Raw genomic sequence first — 16,553 nt, 5'->3', positions numbered from 1 at the left:
AAATAATAAATTGGGGCTGGATGAAAACAGAGTGAAAAGATCGGATAATGAGCTTTATAGCTAAGTTTTTTGAGAGCGTGAAATGATTAAAAGAATGGATAATGGAAAGGAAGTAGAAATATGAACGTACCTATGTCTTGGTTAAAACAATACGTAGACATCGACGTAGATGTAAACACTTATATAGATGCAATGACAATGTCTGGCTCTAAAGTTGAAGCTGTAGAGGAGCTTGGAAAAGAAATTACTAAAGTTGTTGCAGGTAAAATTATCGAAACAGAAAAACACCCAGATGCAGATAAACTTCGTGTAATGAAAGTAGATATTGGGGCAGAGGCGCCGATTCAAATTGTTACAGCGGCTACAAATGTTAATACAGGAGATGTAGTTCCAGTATCACTGGATGGAGCTACACTTGCTGGTGGTCTTAAAATCAAAACAGGTAAGCTTCGCGGGGTTGAATCACAAGGAATGTTCTGTTCTGTAGAAGAACTTGGTTTTGAAGCAAGTGACTTTGATGATGCACCAGAAGACGGTGTATATATTTTCCATACACCAATTGAGCTTGGCTCAGATGTTAAGCCATACTTTGGGCTTGGGGAGTCAATTGTAGAGTATGAGATTACTTCAAATAGACCGGATTGCTTCAGTATTTTAGGGATTGCAAGAGAAGCAGCAGCTACTTTTAAAAAGCCCTTCAATTTCCCAGAAATTAAAGTAGAAGAAGTAGATGGAAATGCAGCTGATATGGCAAAAGTAACAATTGAAAATGAACAACTTTGCCCAAGATATGCTGCAAGAGTTATTAAAAATGTGAAAGTTGGCCCATCACCAAAATGGCTTAAGGACCGACTTATGTCAGCAGGACTCAGACCAATCAACAATATCGTAGACATTACAAACTACATGCTTCTTGAATTTGGTCAACCAATGCATGCATTTGACTATGATAAACTTGCAGGACACCATGTTATCGTACGTAATGCTAAAGATGGTGAGACAATGACTACATTATTCGGTGATGAGGTAACACTTGATAGCAGCATGCTTGTCATTGCAGATGAAGATAAACCAGTAGCAATCGCTGGTGTAATGGGTGGTGAAGATACAAAAGTAACTGAAGATACGACAACTATTCTTTTCGAATGTGCTAACTTCAATGGTTACAATGTACGCCAAACATCTAAAAAACTTGGAATCAGCAGCGATTCTTCTAAAAAATATGTTAAAGGACTTGATCCAAACAACATTACACTTGCAATTGAACGTGCAGCGCAGCTTATTAATATGACTGGTGCTGGTGAAGTTGTATCAGGTATTATTGATGTCTACCCAGTAAAACGTGAAAAACTTACTATTCCATATGATTTAACATGGATTAATAACTACCTTGGAACACAAGTGACTGAAGAAGAAATGAAAGAATACTTCGAAAGACTTGAGTTTGAAGTCGATACAACAAATAAGACAGTAACAATTCCAACATTCAGACCAGACGTAACAATGATGGCTGATCTTGCAGAAGAAGTTGCTAGACTCTATGGATACGATAGAATTGAAGTAACTTTAGAAAGAGGAACACCAACAGTTGGTCATAAAAACTTCGAACAAGAAATAACTGATCAAATCCGTTCGACTATGAGTAGATATGGTGTAAATGGTGCATTAACTTATTCATTTGAAAGTCCAAAAGTATTTGATAAACTTTGTATCCCTGCTGATAGTAATCTTAGAAATGTGTTAACGATTACAAACCCATTAGGGGAAGACTTTAGCATTATGCGTACAACTACTTTAAATGGTATCCTTAACTCACTTTCTATTAACTATAACCGTAGAAATGAAACAGCTATGCTTTATGAAGTAGGAAAAGTATTTGAAAAAATAGAGGGCGAAGAGCTTCCAAATGAAATCAAAAAGGTTACTGTAGGTATGTATGGTAAAGAAGTTGATTTCTATACACTTAAAGGACTTATTGAAGCTTTAGTGGAAGATCTTCATATTCAAAAAGTAAGTGTAGAGAGAAATACAGACCTTCCATTCATGCACCCAGGTCGTACAGCAAATCTTATGATCGCTGGTAAGGTATGTGGTTACTTCGGGGAAATCCATCCACAAGTAGCTAAAAACTACAGTGTAGATGCTAAATTATACGTAGCAGAATTAGATCTTGCACTTATTCTTGCAAATGTAGAAAAAGCTCGTAGTTATGTACCACTTCCAAAATACCCAGCTACAACAAGAGACATTGCTATGCTTGTAAAAGATGATGTACTTGTTGGTGATATTGAAAAAGTTATTACTCAAAGAGGGGGTAAACTACTTGAAAGCTGTGAACTCTTTGACGTATACCAAGGTAAACAAATTGAACAAGGCCATAAATCAGTAGCTTACAAACTTGTATTTAGAGCAAGTGATCGTACCCTTACAGATGATGAAATTCAAAAATCTATGAAAAAAATCTTAAACGGTTTAGAAACAGTTATTGGTGCAAAACTTCGTGAACAATAGATAAATGATAGGAATAGAGTGAGATTAGATAAATAAACTAATCTCACTCTATTTTTTATTAGGGTATAAAAAACATATAGAAATGAGATTTGGAGATAATAAAAATGAATCTAAATGATTTTTAATAATGAGCTAATTGTAAAAGCAACAAAATATGACATGGATTGCGAGCAACTTAACAGCGCTGTGCATATAATGTACGAGAGGGGGTGGAATGATGAATTATCGCCATTTGTTTGATGGAATAGAAATACCTGTAAAGCTTGGAGGTCGGAGAAATATTATACCAATTAATTTTGATAACGGTGCGACAACACCTCCACTTAAATGGGTAAATGAAACGGTTAGAAAGAATGCATTAAGTTATGGCCCTATTGCAAGAGGAGCTGGTCAGAAGGGAGATAAATGTACAGAACAATTTGAAGCATCTAGAGAAAGTGTATTAGATTTTTTTAATTTGTTAGGACGAAATGATTATTCAGTTATATATGTAAAAAATACAACAGAAGGGTTAAATTTATTAGCTAATGTTCTGTTTGAATATAAAGATTGTACTGTACTTACAACGCGTATGGAGCATCATGCCAATGACTTACCTTGGAGGCATACAGCTCATGTAGAATATGTAGAAGTAGATAGGTCTGGTAGAATAAGTCTTAAGGAGATAGAAAATCATCTGGCACAAAATCCTTCTATTAAATTTGTAACAGTAACAGGTGCATCGAATGTGACAGGTTATATTAACCCTATCCATGAGATAGCCAGAATTGTACACAGATATGATGCTAAATTAATTGTAGATGCGGCACAGCTTGTTGCCCACAGAGCTATTAATATGGCAGGACGATGCGAAGCAGAACAAATTGATTTTTTAGTTTTTTCAGGACATAAGATGTATGCGCCTTATGGAGCCGGGGCTATTGTTGGCCTTACAAGTTACCTTAATAATATACAGCCCTTTTTGCGAGGTGGCGGAGCGGTAGATGTGGTGCTTGATAATGATGTGATTTGGTCAGAGTCACCTTATCTGCATGAAGCAGGTACGCAAAACTACTTAGGGGTGATGGCATTAGTAGCATCTATGCAGGTACTTAAGAAAATAGGATTTGATGAAATTGAAGAGCATGAAACAAGAATAAAAAATTATCTTCTTAAGGAACTTAGCAAAATACCAGAAGTCATACTTTATGGAGATGTAGATTACTCTGTAAATCGGTTAGGTGTTATTGTATTTAATGTAAGAGGGATACATTTCGAAGAAGTAGCTTTTAAACTTGCTAGTCAGTTTGGTATAGCTACAAGATATGGTAAGTTCTGTGCCCATCCTTATGTAGATAGAATGTTAGGGATTAGTGAAGAGCAAAGGCAGATCAGTGAGCATACGCATAATGGAGAAGATATTGGGATGGTACGTATTAGTTTAGGACTTTACAATACCATGGGAGAAGCAAAGGATTTCATTCATTCTTTAAGATGTTTGATTTATCATCATTAAAATTAAAAAAGAAGGTGCCAGGTTAAGGCACCTTCTTTTTTTAGGGATATTGTAGGTTAAAAGTTACTTACATAAGAGCACGTAGGCACTTTTTGTTCATAAGGGTAATAGAGCCTCTAGAAAGCTGTACCCAGCCCTCGTTAGCAAAATATTTAAGCATGCGTGAGACAACCTCTCTAGCGCTTCCCATGTATTTGGCAATCTGTTCATGGGTAAGGTATATAGTGTTAGAATTATTTTTAGTAGCTTCGTCAATAAGGAAAATAGCAAGGCGTTTATCAAAGCTCATAAAGAGAATTTGCTCCATAGCCCAAATGACATGAGAAAATTTTTCAGCAGCTACTTTATAAGAGAAGTTTTCTACATAAATATTTTGACTTGTAATTCTGGCAAAAATAGAAGAGTCAATAAGTAAAATTTGGGTATCTACCTCAGCGTCAATATGTACATCAAAAGTAATATTTTTTAGCAAGCATGATGCTGAAAGAATACAGATATCTCCAGAAGAAAGGCGATAAAGCGTGACCTCTTTACCCTCATCTGAAAGGAGGTAAGTTCTAAGTGTGCCACTTTTGACTAGTAGTACACCAATACAGTCCCTATTTCCGCCATGAATAGTAGTACCTTGCTTATAGGTAAGTGGCATAGTGTAATCTAAAATAAGTTGTTGTTCTATAGGTTTAAGGTTATCCCAGAAAGTTAGGCTATGTGTGAGAAAATCTATATCAGTAGGTGTAAGCATAATAAGACTCCTATCTATGATTCATTTATATCTATTATATTATAAAAAAAGGGGGATTTATTCAAAAGAGGGAGTTATTTATGAAATAGGTAAGTAATCCCAAGGGAGTTTAGGAAAATAGGTAACCGTGCATAGAGTATAAAGAAGAGCATATGCACTCAATATGTGGAATAGTGAATTTTAAGGATAGAAGTAATATACAATTGTATGAAAAAGATACAATTTACATTAAATTATACTATAATATAAGTTAGTACTTGTATATTTAATAAGATTAATAGAGAAGAAGGAGTACACTAGATGATACACTTTAGACAGGTAGAAAAGGGAGACGAAACATTTGTAGCTGAGAAGAAGGGGGAAATTATTGATAAAGCATTTAATAAAAAAGATGGTTTTACACAAGATAATGGAGAAGTATGCAGGAGATGTGATATTTCAGTGAGGAGGAGGTTATAATATGACAAAGGATCTTACCGTAGGCTCTCCACTTAAGCTTATTATAACGTTTGCCATACCTATGATAGTAGGTAACCTGTTTCAGCAACTCTATAATCTGGTAGATTCCATTGTGGTAGGACAATTTATAGGCAAGAATGCTTTGGCTGCTGTAAGTTCAGCTTACACGGTTATGGTATTTGTGACTTCGGTGATTATTGGGTTATGTATGGGAGCATCTGTTCTTTTCTCACAGTTATTTGGGGCAGGAGAATTAGAAAAGCTTAAAAGGGCCATTACAACCAGCTTTATATTTACATTAGGAGTAACAGTCTGTATGATGGCTGGCACTTTAATAGGGATAGAGAGTATTATTCGATTTATGAATATTCCACCAGAGCTCTATAGTGATACTAAGATTTATTTGCAAATTATTTTTCTTGGATTAATTTTTACGTTTTTATATAATGCAATTTCTAGTTTGTTAAGGGCATTAGGAGATTCCAAAACCCCTTTGTATTTTTTAATCTTAGCAGCAATTCTTAATATCATTTTAGATCTCATCTTTGTTTTAGTATGTGATATGGGTGTTAAAGGTGTAGCTATTGCTACACTTATTGCACAAGGTGTAGCGGCTGTTCTATGCATACTTTATTCAATCAAAAAACTTTCAATTTTACATATGACTAAGCAGGATATGGTATTTGATAGAACTTTATTTGGCATAATTGCTAGGTACTCCATACTAACTTCAATTCAACAGTCTATTATGAACTTTGGCATACTACTTGTACAAGGTTTAGTAAACTCTTTTGGAACAGTAGCTATGGCAGCATTTGGAGCAGCAGTCAAAATAGATGGATTTGCCTATATGCCTGTGCAGGACTTTGGTAATGCCTTTTCTACTTATGTAGCTCAGAACAAAGGAGCTAAGGAAGAAGGACGTATTCATGAAGGGATTAAGTGTACAGTAAAGTTAATCTGCATATTCTGTTTTATCATCTCCGTAATGGTAGTTCTTTTTGCAAAAGAGCTCATGCTGATTTTTATAAACCCTAAGGAGTACGAAGTACTTGCAATAGGCATAGGCTATTTAAGAGTTATAGCACCATTCTATGTACTGATAGGTTTCCTCTTTATGTTTTATGGATTATATAGGGGATTAGGTACGGTTAAAATTTCTATCATTTTAACAATTATTTCATTAGGGACAAGGGTAATACTTGCGTATCTATTAGCAGCTATGCCTAAGATTGGTCTTGTAGGCATATGGTGGGCAGTTCCAATAGGCTGGGCGTTAGCTGACGTTGTAGGCTATAGAATTTATAGGAGACGAAGGAGCATTTTAAACTTTAACAAATCTTAATAAATTGTGCTAGTAATCTTAATAAATGAGAGGTATGCTATAGCTAATTAAAGATAATGAACTGGCAAAATAACGAACGGGGGATTTTCATGATCTATAAAATTAATATGCTCTCACAGGCAGCAAAAGTAAAAGGGCAGGGTGTCCTATCAGCATATGAAGAGCAAGTAAGTTTAGTAAAGGAAGAACTAAATGAAAAATTTATTGTAGTTGAAAATAAATGGCCTGACGCAGATATTACACACTATCATACCGTTAATTTACGTTATTTTTTATCCATACCTTTTGCAAAAAGGAATGGTGTAACAGTTGGATATGTTCATTTCTTACCAGAGACGGTAGATACGAGTCTACAATTACCTAAAATCTGCAAAAAAGTATTTTATAAGTATCTAATCTGGTTTTATAAAAGTATGGATTACCTCGTAACGGTCAACCCCTATTTCATTGAAAGATTAGGTGCTTATGGGGTAGACACAGATAAAGTAACTTATATACCAAACTATGTAAGCGATACACAATTTTTTCCCATAGAAGATGAAAATAAACAGAATTTAAGGGAGAAATATGGCCTTGATAAAGACAAGTTTACTGTACTGTGTGCAGGACAACTTCAGACAAGAAAAGGTATTTTTGATTTCATAGAAATTGCAAGACAAATGCCACATATGCAGTTTGTATGGGCAGGAGGATTTTCTTTTGGTAAGATGACAGATGGGTATAAAGAGATTAAAGAAGTAGTAGATAACCCACCTCCTAATTTAAAATTCCTAGGTATTATTGATAGGGAGCTTATGAATGAAATTTATAATTTAGGAGATGTTATGTTTTTACCTTCTTTTGAAGAATTATTTCCGATGACCATTTTAGAAGCTATGAACTGCAGAACACCTATATTATTACGTGATATTGATATTTATAAAAATATTTTATTTGATTTTTATGTAAAGGGAAATAATGTGGAAGAGTTTAAGATTTTATTAGACAGATTGGCATCAGATGAAACTTTCTATAAGATGGCAGTAGATAAAGCATGGGAGGGGCATTTATTCTATCATAGAGACCATGTGAGTCAGATGTGGGATGCTTTCTATACGGAGATTGCACCTAAAGCAAAACCTTTTAAACTTAAAGCATTATTAAATAGGTTTGGAGGATGATGAAGGTTAAGAAGCTGAATTTAATCATTATTTTTGTAGCACTTATTGGCATTATAGGTTATGTAGGCTTGACAGAAGCACAAAATATAGTGAGCCTTATTCATAAACTAGATTTTCTATGGATAACAGGAGTTATCCTACTTATGGTGGGATACTGGCTTTTAGAAACGCTTACCTTACACTTTATTACGAAGAAATTTCATCCAAGGCAGAAATTTCAAAGTAGTTTACAGACTACTATGATTGGACAGTTCTTTAATTGTATTACGCCTTTTTCAAGTGGGGGACAGCCTATGCAGGCTTTACATATGGTGAAGACAGGTGTTCCCTTTGGCATAGCAAGTAGCTGCTTGCTTACTAAATTTATTATTTATCAAGTCGTATTAACCCTTTATTCATTAGTCGTGTTATGTATGAAACTTGGTGAATTTTCGGCTAAAGTAAGTGGTTTTACGTATATGGTGGTGTTTGGCTTTTTAGTTAATACAGTAGTCGTTATTGCACTGCTTTCTATTGGGTGCTTTAAACGCTTTACCATGCAGGTTGTATTTAAGATCATCAATAAGCTAGAAAAAATGAAGCTTATTAAAGATGGAGCGAGGAAGAAGCACTATGTACTACGAGAGTTTGAGAGCTTTTATAAAAGTTTTGAGTGGATGAAGAGCCATAAAAAAATGATCCTCTATACAGTAGTGCTTTCTACATTACAACTTACAGTATATTTTCTGGTGCCTTATTTTATATTAAGGGCATTTGGATTAAATGCTTCAGCATTCTCTATGATTGCAGCTCAGGCATTTGTGCTTATGATTTCGAGTTTTGTGCCACTACCAGGGGCAGCAGGTGGAGCAGAGTTAAGTTTCTTCACCTTTTTTAAACTCTTTTTCCCAGCTAATTTGCTTAATATTTCTGTACTAGTATGGAGGCTTGTCACCTTTTATCTTACAGTATGTGTAGGTATGTGCTTTACGTTATGGCAAAAGGGGAATACAGAAAATACAAATATAACAGAAAAAGCCTAGTTCCAAAGGAACTAGGCTTTTGACATTGCGGAGACAGGACTTGAACCTATGACCTTCGGGTTATGAGCCCGACGAGCTACCAACTGCTCCACTCCGCGACATTTGAAATAACTATATATTTAATATAATAGAAAATAATATAAAAGTCAAGACAAATTAGATGTAAATTTCTACCAAAAGTATTCATTTAGTCAAAAATGAAATTTTTTGCTATAATGAATAAAAAAGCATAGGACAAAAGGAGAAGAGGCAGCATGAAAGTAGATATGCATATGCACACGTACTTTTCAGATGGAACGATGTCGCCAGAAGAAATTGTACAAAAAGCAAAAATGAGAGAAGTAGGCATTTTAGCTATTACAGATCATAATAAATTAGAATCCTGGGAGGAACTTCAAAAAGCAGCGGCCAAGGAAGGGATTATTCCAATCCGTGGTGTAGAAATTAATGCAGCTTATAAGGATAAAGTGCTTCATTTACTTGCTTATGGTTTTGAAGATCATACTAAGTTATTTGAGCTTATTGACTTAGCTGACCGTGAAATGCAACGTATGAGTGACGATTTAATTGTAAACCTTTCAAAAATAGATGAGCGTGTGAGTTTAGAAGATTTTAATGCTTATGAATATGATCGTAGAAAAGGTGGATGGAAAGGCCTTCATTATTTGTTAGAAAGAGGCCTTACGACTAAGCTCTTTGAAGGATTTAGATTTTATAGAGAGTATGGATGTGACTTCCCAGAGTACCACTTCCCAGCCATCGAGGAGCTCTGTAAAAATATTAAGGAAGCAGGGGGCTATAGTGTACTTGCTCATCCTATGTCCTACTTTAAAGAGTTAAATGAAGAAGAACTTATTGTAGTTCTTGAAGATTTAAGAAGTAAAGGGTTAACCGGTATTGAATGCTACTATCCTACACACAGTGAAAAGATGACCCAAACATGTGTAGATTTCTGTAAGAAATATAATATGCTCATTACGACGGGAAGTGATGAACATGGCGAATTTGGTAAAGAAGCCAAAACACTTGACCAGACTATTGGATGTATGAATATTCATAGAGATATGATTAACATTGAGCCATTATTAAAATAAAACTGAAAAAGCTTTTAACTGAGAAATCTGTTTGAAAATTCTTGTGTTAAAGGCTCTTTTTTTTACCGTTTTATAGTAATATGAGTATAGGAATTATTTTTATAATGTAAGGAGGATAAGTTATGCATTATTATATTGTATTCCAGAACCAGGCTTATGAAGAAAGTAGAATAGAAGGTAGGCATGAAGAGATTTCTGAGGGCGATATGATTTTTAAGTATGAAGGCGGCGCTATTGTAGCAGTAGGCATCATAGGAAAGAAGACTTATCCAGACAGTACATTACAACAACTTGGCATCATAGAACATAAACTTCAAAAGAAGCTTCGTATAAAAGAAGTGTTCAAGGAAATTAAAGAACTGATGAACCAAGAGCCAAGCCCATTTGCGATAAGATGGACACAGGAGAATAGATTTCATAAGCTTAATGAGGCATGTGGTCAGTTTATTCTAGACCAAATCAGGGTACATAATCAGTTTTAAGAATAGGGGAATAAAGTACAACATGCAGGTAAACAGATTATTCGAGATGATTTATATTTTACTAGGAAGAGAGTCTGTGACAGCTAAGGAACTGGCTGAAAGGTTTGAAGTATCTACTAGAACGATTTATAGAGATTTAGACATCTTAAGCAGTGCAGGTATTCCTATTTATACAAGTAAAGGAAGTGGTGGAGGCATTAGGCTTCTTGAGAGTTTTACACTAGATAAGTCCTTGCTTTCAAAGGAGGAACAAAGTGAAATCCTAATGGGGCTTCAGGTGCTAAAAGGTGCTAGATATCCTGATACACAGGAAGTTATAAGTAAGATAGGCAGTTTATTTAATAAAAGTGAATATGATTGGATTGAAGTGGACTTTTCGGGATGGGGCAGTAACAAAGAAGAACAAGAAAAGTTTAAGGCGATTAAACAAGCTATTATAGAAGAAAAGATGATAAGCTTTGAATATTTAAGTAGTTATGGTGTTAAAACTTTAAGAACAGTAGCACCTATTAGACTTGTTTTTAAAGGACAATCTTGGTATGTGCAGGCTTACTGTAAGTTGAAAGAGGATTACCGCACTTTCAAACTTATGCGTATACGTCATTTGAAATGTATAGACGAAAGGTTTCAGAGAAGAGAGTTCAAAGTAGGGCCTATAGAGCCACAGTCTATAGAGCATACCCCTAGTATAACCGTTAAGTTAAGGTTTGAGTCTTACATGGCTTTTAGAGTTTATGACCAGTTTGCAGAAGAAGCTATTACATATCAGGAGGATGGTAGTATAGAAGTAACAGTTTCTTACCCAGAAGGGGAATGGATTTATAGTTATATTTTATCTTTTGGCTCAGCTGTAACAGTAGTAGAGCCAAAGGAAGTAAGAGATAAAATAACTTATATGCTAGAAGAAACTTTAAAAAAGTATAAAGAGTTTTTTTAATAAGACATACTGTTGTCATATTCATCTTGATATGCTCGAGGTAAATCAAAATTGAAAGGAGCATATATTATGTGTGAAATGAAATTATGTCAGTCTTGTGCTATGCCATTAACAAAGAAGGAGGAAGTGGGAACAAATGCTGATGGCAGTAAAAATGAAGATTACTGTCTGTACTGCTTTAAAGATGGAGCCTTCGTAGGAGATATGACTATGGAGGAAATGATAGAATTTTGTGTACCACTTGTCTCTAAAGGCAATCCTTATTCCGATGAAGAGACAGCAAGAGCAGCTATGAAAGCATACTTCCCAACACTTAAAAGATGGAAACTCTAAAAATATCAGCTAAGTCCATTCTGATTAAGAATAAGGATTTATCTTGGTTCGGTGCAGAGTATAATATGAATTTATATAAGGGATGTAGCCATGGCTGTATCTATTGCGATAGTAGAAGTGAGTGTTATCACATTGAGCAGTTTGATACAGTAAGGATTAAGGCGAATGCTATTCAAATTCTAGAAGGTGAATTAAGACGTAAAAGAGGAGAAAAGGCCACTATTTTTACAGGCTCCATGTCTGACCCGTATAATCCGCTTGAGAAAAAGTTATGCTTAACAAGGCAGGCGCTAGAACTTATAAAGTCTTCTGGCTTTGGTGTATCTATAGCGACTAAAAGTGATCTCATTACAAGAGATATAGACCTTATTAAGGAGATTAGTAATAGGGCACCTGTCCTTGTAAAGGTTACTATTACAACAGCAGATGATAAGCTTGCTACGAAGGTAGAACCCTATGTAAGTGTGTCTTCTAGACGCTTTGAGGCTATACAGAAGCTCAGTGAAGAAGGCATTTTCACGGGCATTTTAATGATGCCCCTACTGCCTTTTATAGAAGATACGAAGGACAATATTTTTGAAATCGTAAAGAAAGCTCATGAAAGTGGTGTAAAGTTTATTTACCCTGCTATTGGTATGACGATAAGAACAGGGCAAAGGGAGTATTTTTACAATAAGCTAGATGAGTATTTTCCAGGCATGAAAGAAAAGTATATAAGGACTTATGGCAATCAATATAAATGTGTATCTAAACAGGCTAGACAGCTTTATGAGTTGTTTGGTGCTGAGTGTAGAGCTAGGGGGATACTTTATGAAATGCCACAAATTATAGAGGCCTATAAAAAAGGTTATAGGACGCAGCAGTTGTCTTTGTTTTAAATATTGTTAGGTGAAAAGAAGCTGTATGAATCAAGAATTTTTGAAATCAATACGTGTATCGTTTTAGTGAGAAAAATAGCACCTCCTAGGAGATGCTATTTTTTATTCTTTACAGTAAGAATTAGGTATAAGTATAATGTATAGTATAAATCATTTAATGGCGGATAGGCTTAAGGTAAGATGTTTTAGAAAAAATAATAGGGGGATGCATATGAAAGAACTCATAACAGAAAGACTTATTATAAGACCATGGAAAGTGACTGACCTTGAAGATTTCTATGAATACGGTAGTGACCCTAAAGTAGGGCCTAATGCAGGCTGGCCTACGCATACGGATATAGAAACAAGTAGGAAAATTTTAGAGTCCTTTGTAAAAAGAGAAGATGTAAGTGCTATAGTATTGAAAGATAAGGGAAAAGTAATAGGTGGAGTAGGCCTTCACCAAATTGCACCAGATAGGGCTTATGAAAAGGAGTTGCAAAGAGAGATAGGGTATGTAGTGAACTCAGCATATTGGGGGAATGGATATGCAACAGAGGTAGTGAAAGCACTGCTTCAGTATGGATTTGAAGAATTAAAACTAAAGAGTATTTGGTGTGCACATTTTGATTGGAATGAAAGATCGAGGCGTGTCATTAAGAAATGTGGTTTTCACTATATTCATACGAAAGAGGAAACACTGCCTATGCTAGCTTATAAAGTTGTAACAACTCATTATTATAGGTTAAGCAAAGAGGAGTATAAAAGTTTGATAAGGGAAATTGAATCCTAGTACATCGTTTAAGTTGTACTAGGATTTTATTGTGTAGAAGGTAAGGTAGAAATAAAAATTGATATTTGATAAAAATTGATATAAATATAAAAATAAAAAAGGACAGAAAAAAGACAGATAATCGGTTTAAGCTAAAAGGGAAAGGGGTATATGGATTAGCCTTTACATTACAGTTTAATCCATGGTCTGTGGCTATCAATCAATTAAGATTAGTATATATTTTCTCAGGTATTGTTGTTGGATTGATAGAGGATAAGCAAATTACAACAGTTATGAAAATAGATGAGAAAAGTGAAGTAACAGCAGACTATAGATGTATGGAGCAAGTAGTAAGTAATTTACTCTTAAATGCAATACAGCACACGGATATAGGGGGGACAATCTGGATTTCACTTGTGGAAGGCAAGGTAGAGATTGAGAATAAAGGAGCACCTATACCAGAAGATAAATTAAAGCTTATTTGGAATGCTTTTTATAAGGTGGAAGAAATTAACAATAGGTCAGGTGAAGGAAGTGGGCTTGGCTTATCTATTGTAAAAAATATGTTAGAGCTACATAAGTTATCTTTTGGTGTAGAAAATACTGAGGAAGGCGTCAAATTCTGGTTTAATTTAAGACGGGGGTAAATGAGAGAAATAGCCTGGCTAGTCATCCTATTATGAATCCATTATAATGGATTTGAAGAATTAAGATGATCATACTAGGAGGAAATAGATGAATGATACAGCGTATTTAGGGAAACATGTTAAAGTCATAATTGATAGACCACTCGGAACAAAGCATCCCCAGTATGGTCATATTTATACACTTAACTATGGTTATATCCCAGATACTTTAGCAGGTGACGGTGAAGAAGCAGATGCTTACATTATCGGGGTATTTGAACCATTAGAAACCTATGAGGGGTATGTGATTGCTCTTATTAAAAGGGAAGACGATGTCGAAGATAAATTAGTTGTATGTAAGGATAAAGGGAAGTACAGCAAAGAAGCTATAGCAGCACTTGTAGAGTTCCAGGAAAGGTTTTTTACAAGTGAGATTATAATGGCCGAAGTGTAAAAGTACATCACAGAGTTACAGGGTAGAAGACAATGAAATACTTTATGATAGCCTACTGGGATAAGTTTGGATCCTAGTAGGCTATTTACATTGAAATTCCCTATTTTTACAGGATACTGACAAGAGTATGAGTTAAGGATAGGAGGTATTTTAGTGCTATTGGCTTATGAAATTATGACTTTTTTAGAAGGGGTAATTCAATGATAAATGTACAACCACCGCCAGGAGTAGGGGAAAAGTCTAGTTTACCATTATGAAGATGAATAATTTCTTTAGCAATGCTTAGGCCAAGTCCGTAGTGATTTTTATCTTTTCTTGAAGCGTCTACACGGTAAAAACGATCAAAAATATGAGATGCGTGGCTAGGGGGGATGCCTGGGCCATTGTCTATCACTTTAATGATACAGGTATCAGAGCGCATACTTAAATCAATCGTAATGGTGCCACCTTCTTGAACATAGTGGAGAGCATTATCTAAGAGAATGGTAATGGCCTGTAAGATACGTTCATCATCACATAAAACAGGAGGAAGTGTATACTCAGGTAGATTGAGATGGAGTTTTTGATTTTTGCCGTTGGCAAGAGGTATAAATGTATCGAGCATCTCGATAAGAAGGATATCAAGATCTACGTTTTTTTTACGAATAGACCAAGTTTTGGCATCAGCAGTAGCAAGGAGAAGAAGGTCATCTACAAGGCGAGCCATACGTTTACATTCTTTTTCAATTTGCATCGTAAAAGGATGGTCATCTAGATAGTCATGAGACTTGATAACAGAGTTGCTACTTTGTATAACAGCTAAAGGTGATTTAAGTTCATGCGAAGCTGCTGCAATAAATTGAACCTGCTTTTGCTGATTAATGGTAATAGGAAGGATAGCTCGTCCAGCAAACCAATAACTAAATAGGCTAAGAAGTAAAATTCCTATCAAGCTTATAGTGATAAATAAGATTCTTGTATAAAGAATGCTTGTTTCTTGGTTACTCATATCTTGAAGTAAAGTAAGGCTTAAGCATCCTTTGGAGGAAGGGATAAGTGCTAGACCAACACGGTAGTATTCACCTAAGTTACCTTGAAGTTTAAAAAATTGTTTAGAGACATTCAATTTAGATGCATGAGGGGGATTAATATCAAATTGATAGTCTTCGAAAGCAATTTGATGGGCTTTTTGAATAAGCTCATCTCGAGGCGTAATAGGTGTCCAGGAACCTTTAAAAAAGAGGGGCTGAGCATTATCTTCAATAGAAATAATGAGCTTATTACTTGATTCTAATTGTGCAAGCCATGATGTTTTTAGATTTTGGTAAGTTTGAAGCTGATAAGTAATGGTTTGAAATTGATTTTCAAAGGTCATACGATTACTTTTATCAATATTTGTTTCTGATATTTGTAAGGCAATAAGGCAAATTACACATAAAATAAGACCTGTTATGGTGCTACAAATAAGAGTAAGATGCATACGTAATTCCTTAAGCATTACAAGCCTCCATTATGTAACCTATACCTCTTATGGTTTTGAGTTCTAAGTTGCTTTCTACAGTGCGGAGTCTACGCCTAAGAAAGTGTATATAGTTGTCTAGGTTACCTTCCTCCACTTCAGCATGGGGACCCCATACATGAGAAAGTAATAGGGAACGAGGAAGGACACTCGCAGGTTGTTTGAAGAAGATCTCAAAAAGATGAGCTTCTTTTTTTGAGAGGGAACAACTATCGTTAGGTCCTGTAAGTGTAAGGCTTCCTAAATCAAAAGTTGTATTGCCATAGGACAATAAAGAAGAAGCATGTAGATCAGTAGGACGTCTACTAAGTGCACGAATACGTGCGAGGAGTTCTTCAATAGCAAAAGGTTTGGCCAAGTAGTCATCGGCGCCAGCATCTAGGCCAGTAACTTTGTCACCAATACTATTTAGAGCTGTAACCATAATAACAGGAATAGTAATATTTAATAAGCGCATTGCTTTTAACACACTAATACCATCAAGGGATGGAAGCATACGGTCTAATATGATAAGGTCATAAGCCTGCTGTTTAATAAAGGATAGACCTTCCATACCATCATAAGAGCTATCAACAGTATAGCCTTGATTTTGAAGTTGCAATTTAACAGTATCACAAAGTGACGGGTCATCTTCAATAAGTAAAATACGCATTTTTGCCTCCTTAAGCCATGGTTGTAAGATAATTATTTTTTATTATAGCATTGATTCATTTATAAAACCAAAGTTTTAAACAAGTTCATAAAAGCTTTAAAGTTTTTAGAGGTT

Annotated in this window: 17 protein-coding genes and 1 tRNA gene; 14 read left to right on the top strand and 4 right to left on the bottom strand. The window is 35.2% G+C overall.

The window, feature by feature from the left end; translation table 11 throughout:
• Positions 1-120 precede the first annotated feature (120 nt).
• Together pheT and ACLTBU_RS13485 are read left to right on the top strand one after the other, a co-directional pair.
• Complete coding sequence (gene pheT, locus ACLTBU_RS13490) at positions 121-2,511, top strand: phenylalanine--tRNA ligase subunit beta (RefSeq protein ID WP_412219413.1); 2,391 nt, start codon at positions 121-123, stop codon at positions 2,509-2,511.
• 217 nt (positions 2,512-2,728) lie between these two features.
• Positions 2,729-4,006: an aminotransferase class V-fold PLP-dependent enzyme gene (locus ACLTBU_RS13485; RefSeq protein ID WP_412219411.1), complete on the top strand. Its 1,278-nt coding sequence runs from the start codon at positions 2,729-2,731 to the stop codon at positions 4,004-4,006.
• 67 nt (positions 4,007-4,073) lie between these two features.
• Here ACLTBU_RS13485 and ACLTBU_RS13480 read toward each other — a convergent pair whose 3' ends face one another.
• Entirely contained in the window at positions 4,074-4,748 is a 675-nt protein-coding gene (locus tag ACLTBU_RS13480) for a Crp/Fnr family transcriptional regulator (protein WP_412219409.1), read from the bottom strand.
• Between the two features lie 300 nt (positions 4,749-5,048).
• On the opposite strand from ACLTBU_RS13480, the gene ACLTBU_RS13475 reads away from it, so the two are divergent.
• The 4 genes from ACLTBU_RS13475 to ACLTBU_RS13460 all read left to right on the top strand — a co-directional run bounded on the left by ACLTBU_RS13475 (position 5,049) and on the right by ACLTBU_RS13460 (position 8,734).
• Positions 5,049-5,207, top strand: a complete 159-nt coding sequence (locus ACLTBU_RS13475) for a hypothetical protein (protein ID WP_177668960.1) — start codon at positions 5,049-5,051, stop codon at positions 5,205-5,207.
• A gap of 1 nt (position 5,208) precedes the next feature.
• Positions 5,209-6,552, top strand: coding sequence for an MATE family efflux transporter (locus tag ACLTBU_RS13470; RefSeq protein WP_412219408.1), 1,344 nt, complete (start codon positions 5,209-5,211; stop codon positions 6,550-6,552).
• An 89-nt stretch (positions 6,553-6,641) separates the two neighbouring features.
• Positions 6,642-7,712 carry a glycosyltransferase family 4 protein gene (locus tag ACLTBU_RS13465; protein ID WP_412219406.1) on the top strand — a complete coding sequence of 357 codons (1,071 nt, stop codon included), beginning with the start codon at positions 6,642-6,644 and terminating at the stop codon, positions 7,710-7,712.
• Positions 7,709-8,734, top strand: a complete 1,026-nt coding sequence (locus ACLTBU_RS13460; protein WP_412219404.1) for a lysylphosphatidylglycerol synthase transmembrane domain-containing protein — start codon at positions 7,709-7,711, stop codon at positions 8,732-8,734. The genes ACLTBU_RS13465 and ACLTBU_RS13460 overlap by 4 nt, the downstream gene beginning before the upstream one ends.
• Before the next feature lie 25 nt (positions 8,735-8,759).
• On the opposite strand, the gene ACLTBU_RS13455 is transcribed toward ACLTBU_RS13460, so the two are convergent.
• Positions 8,760-8,832: transfer RNA gene (locus ACLTBU_RS13455), tRNA-Met, on the bottom strand.
• Between the two features lie 156 nt (positions 8,833-8,988).
• Here ACLTBU_RS13455 and ACLTBU_RS13450 point away from each other — a divergent pair.
• The 8 genes from ACLTBU_RS13450 (at position 8,989) to ACLTBU_RS13415 (ending at position 14,289) form a co-directional block, all read left to right on the top strand.
• Positions 8,989-9,828, top strand: coding sequence for a PHP domain-containing protein (locus ACLTBU_RS13450; RefSeq protein ID WP_177668955.1), 840 nt, complete (start codon positions 8,989-8,991; stop codon positions 9,826-9,828).
• A gap of 122 nt (positions 9,829-9,950) precedes the next feature.
• The gene (locus tag ACLTBU_RS13445) at positions 9,951-10,310 is read left to right on the top strand and encodes a hypothetical protein (RefSeq protein WP_177668953.1); all 360 of its coding nucleotides are present in this window, start codon (positions 9,951-9,953) and stop codon (positions 10,308-10,310) included.
• Positions 10,311-10,332: 22 nt separating this feature from the next.
• Positions 10,333-11,247, top strand: coding sequence for a WYL domain-containing protein (locus ACLTBU_RS13440; protein WP_177668951.1), 915 nt, complete (start codon positions 10,333-10,335; stop codon positions 11,245-11,247).
• Between the two features lie 69 nt (positions 11,248-11,316).
• Complete coding sequence (locus ACLTBU_RS13435) at positions 11,317-11,580, top strand: zinc ribbon domain-containing protein (RefSeq protein ID WP_177668949.1); 264 nt, start codon at positions 11,317-11,319, stop codon at positions 11,578-11,580.
• A 65-nt stretch (positions 11,581-11,645) separates the two neighbouring features.
• Positions 11,646-12,458 carry an SPL family radical SAM protein gene (locus tag ACLTBU_RS13430; protein ID WP_412219401.1) on the top strand — a complete coding sequence of 271 codons (813 nt, stop codon included), beginning with the start codon at positions 11,646-11,648 and terminating at the stop codon, positions 12,456-12,458.
• A 211-nt stretch (positions 12,459-12,669) separates the two neighbouring features.
• Positions 12,670-13,230 (top strand): GNAT family N-acetyltransferase, encoded by a 561-nt coding sequence (locus ACLTBU_RS13425; protein WP_412219398.1) that lies wholly within the window; start codon positions 12,670-12,672, stop codon positions 13,228-13,230.
• A gap of 65 nt (positions 13,231-13,295) precedes the next feature.
• Positions 13,296-13,856: a sensor histidine kinase gene (locus tag ACLTBU_RS13420; protein ID WP_412219396.1), complete on the top strand. Its 561-nt coding sequence runs from the start codon at positions 13,296-13,298 to the stop codon at positions 13,854-13,856.
• Between the two features lie 88 nt (positions 13,857-13,944).
• Positions 13,945-14,289 (top strand): inorganic diphosphatase, encoded by a 345-nt coding sequence (locus ACLTBU_RS13415; RefSeq protein WP_177668942.1) that lies wholly within the window; start codon positions 13,945-13,947, stop codon positions 14,287-14,289.
• A 172-nt stretch (positions 14,290-14,461) separates the two neighbouring features.
• Here ACLTBU_RS13415 and ACLTBU_RS13410 read toward each other — a convergent pair whose 3' ends face one another.
• Complete coding sequence (locus tag ACLTBU_RS13410) at positions 14,462-15,766, bottom strand: ATP-binding protein (protein ID WP_177668941.1); 1,305 nt, start codon at positions 15,764-15,766, stop codon at positions 14,462-14,464.
• Positions 15,759-16,439, bottom strand: a complete 681-nt coding sequence (locus ACLTBU_RS13405; RefSeq protein ID WP_177668939.1) for a response regulator — start codon at positions 16,437-16,439, stop codon at positions 15,759-15,761. The genes ACLTBU_RS13410 and ACLTBU_RS13405 overlap by 8 nt, the downstream gene beginning before the upstream one ends.
• Between the last annotated feature and the right edge of the window lie 114 nt (positions 16,440-16,553).

This window comes from Zhenhengia sp., from assembly GCF_046966505.1.
GTDB lineage: Bacteria > Bacillota > Clostridia > Lachnospirales > Cellulosilyticaceae > Zhenhengia > Zhenhengia yiwuensis.
This window is presented reverse-complemented; position numbering and strand designations above follow the sequence as displayed.

What these genes read in the sequence shown, in the direction of transcription:
- ACLTBU_RS13465 (WP_412219406.1), top strand. Translation starts at nt 6,642, where the DNA reads ATGATCTATAAAATTAATATGCTCTCACAGGCAGCAAAAGTAAAAGGG.
- ACLTBU_RS13435 (WP_177668949.1), top strand. Translation starts at nt 11,317, where the DNA reads ATGTGTGAAATGAAATTATGTCAGTCTTGTGCTATGCCATTAACAAAG.
- ACLTBU_RS13410 (WP_177668941.1), bottom strand. Translation starts at nt 15,766, where the DNA reads ATGCTTAAGGAATTACGTATGCATCTTACTCTTATTTGTAGCACCATA.
- ACLTBU_RS13415 (WP_177668942.1), top strand. Translation starts at nt 13,945, where the DNA reads ATGAATGATACAGCGTATTTAGGGAAACATGTTAAAGTCATAATTGAT.
- ACLTBU_RS13480 (WP_412219409.1), bottom strand. Translation starts at nt 4,748, where the DNA reads ATGCTTACACCTACTGATATAGATTTTCTCACACATAGCCTAACTTTC.
- ACLTBU_RS13445 (WP_177668953.1), top strand. Translation starts at nt 9,951, where the DNA reads ATGCATTATTATATTGTATTCCAGAACCAGGCTTATGAAGAAAGTAGA.
- ACLTBU_RS13430 (WP_412219401.1), top strand. Translation starts at nt 11,646, where the DNA reads ATGAATTTATATAAGGGATGTAGCCATGGCTGTATCTATTGCGATAGT.
- ACLTBU_RS13450 (WP_177668955.1), top strand. Translation starts at nt 8,989, where the DNA reads ATGAAAGTAGATATGCATATGCACACGTACTTTTCAGATGGAACGATG.
- ACLTBU_RS13405 (WP_177668939.1), bottom strand. Translation starts at nt 16,439, where the DNA reads ATGCGTATTTTACTTATTGAAGATGACCCGTCACTTTGTGATACTGTT.
- ACLTBU_RS13475 (WP_177668960.1), top strand. Translation starts at nt 5,049, where the DNA reads ATGATACACTTTAGACAGGTAGAAAAGGGAGACGAAACATTTGTAGCT.
- ACLTBU_RS13485 (WP_412219411.1), top strand. Translation starts at nt 2,729, where the DNA reads ATGAATTATCGCCATTTGTTTGATGGAATAGAAATACCTGTAAAGCTT.
- ACLTBU_RS13425 (WP_412219398.1), top strand. Translation starts at nt 12,670, where the DNA reads ATGAAAGAACTCATAACAGAAAGACTTATTATAAGACCATGGAAAGTG.
- pheT (WP_412219413.1), top strand. Translation starts at nt 121, where the DNA reads ATGAACGTACCTATGTCTTGGTTAAAACAATACGTAGACATCGACGTA.
- ACLTBU_RS13440 (WP_177668951.1), top strand. Translation starts at nt 10,333, where the DNA reads ATGCAGGTAAACAGATTATTCGAGATGATTTATATTTTACTAGGAAGA.
- ACLTBU_RS13460 (WP_412219404.1), top strand. Translation starts at nt 7,709, where the DNA reads ATGATGAAGGTTAAGAAGCTGAATTTAATCATTATTTTTGTAGCACTT.
- ACLTBU_RS13470 (WP_412219408.1), top strand. Translation starts at nt 5,209, where the DNA reads ATGACAAAGGATCTTACCGTAGGCTCTCCACTTAAGCTTATTATAACG.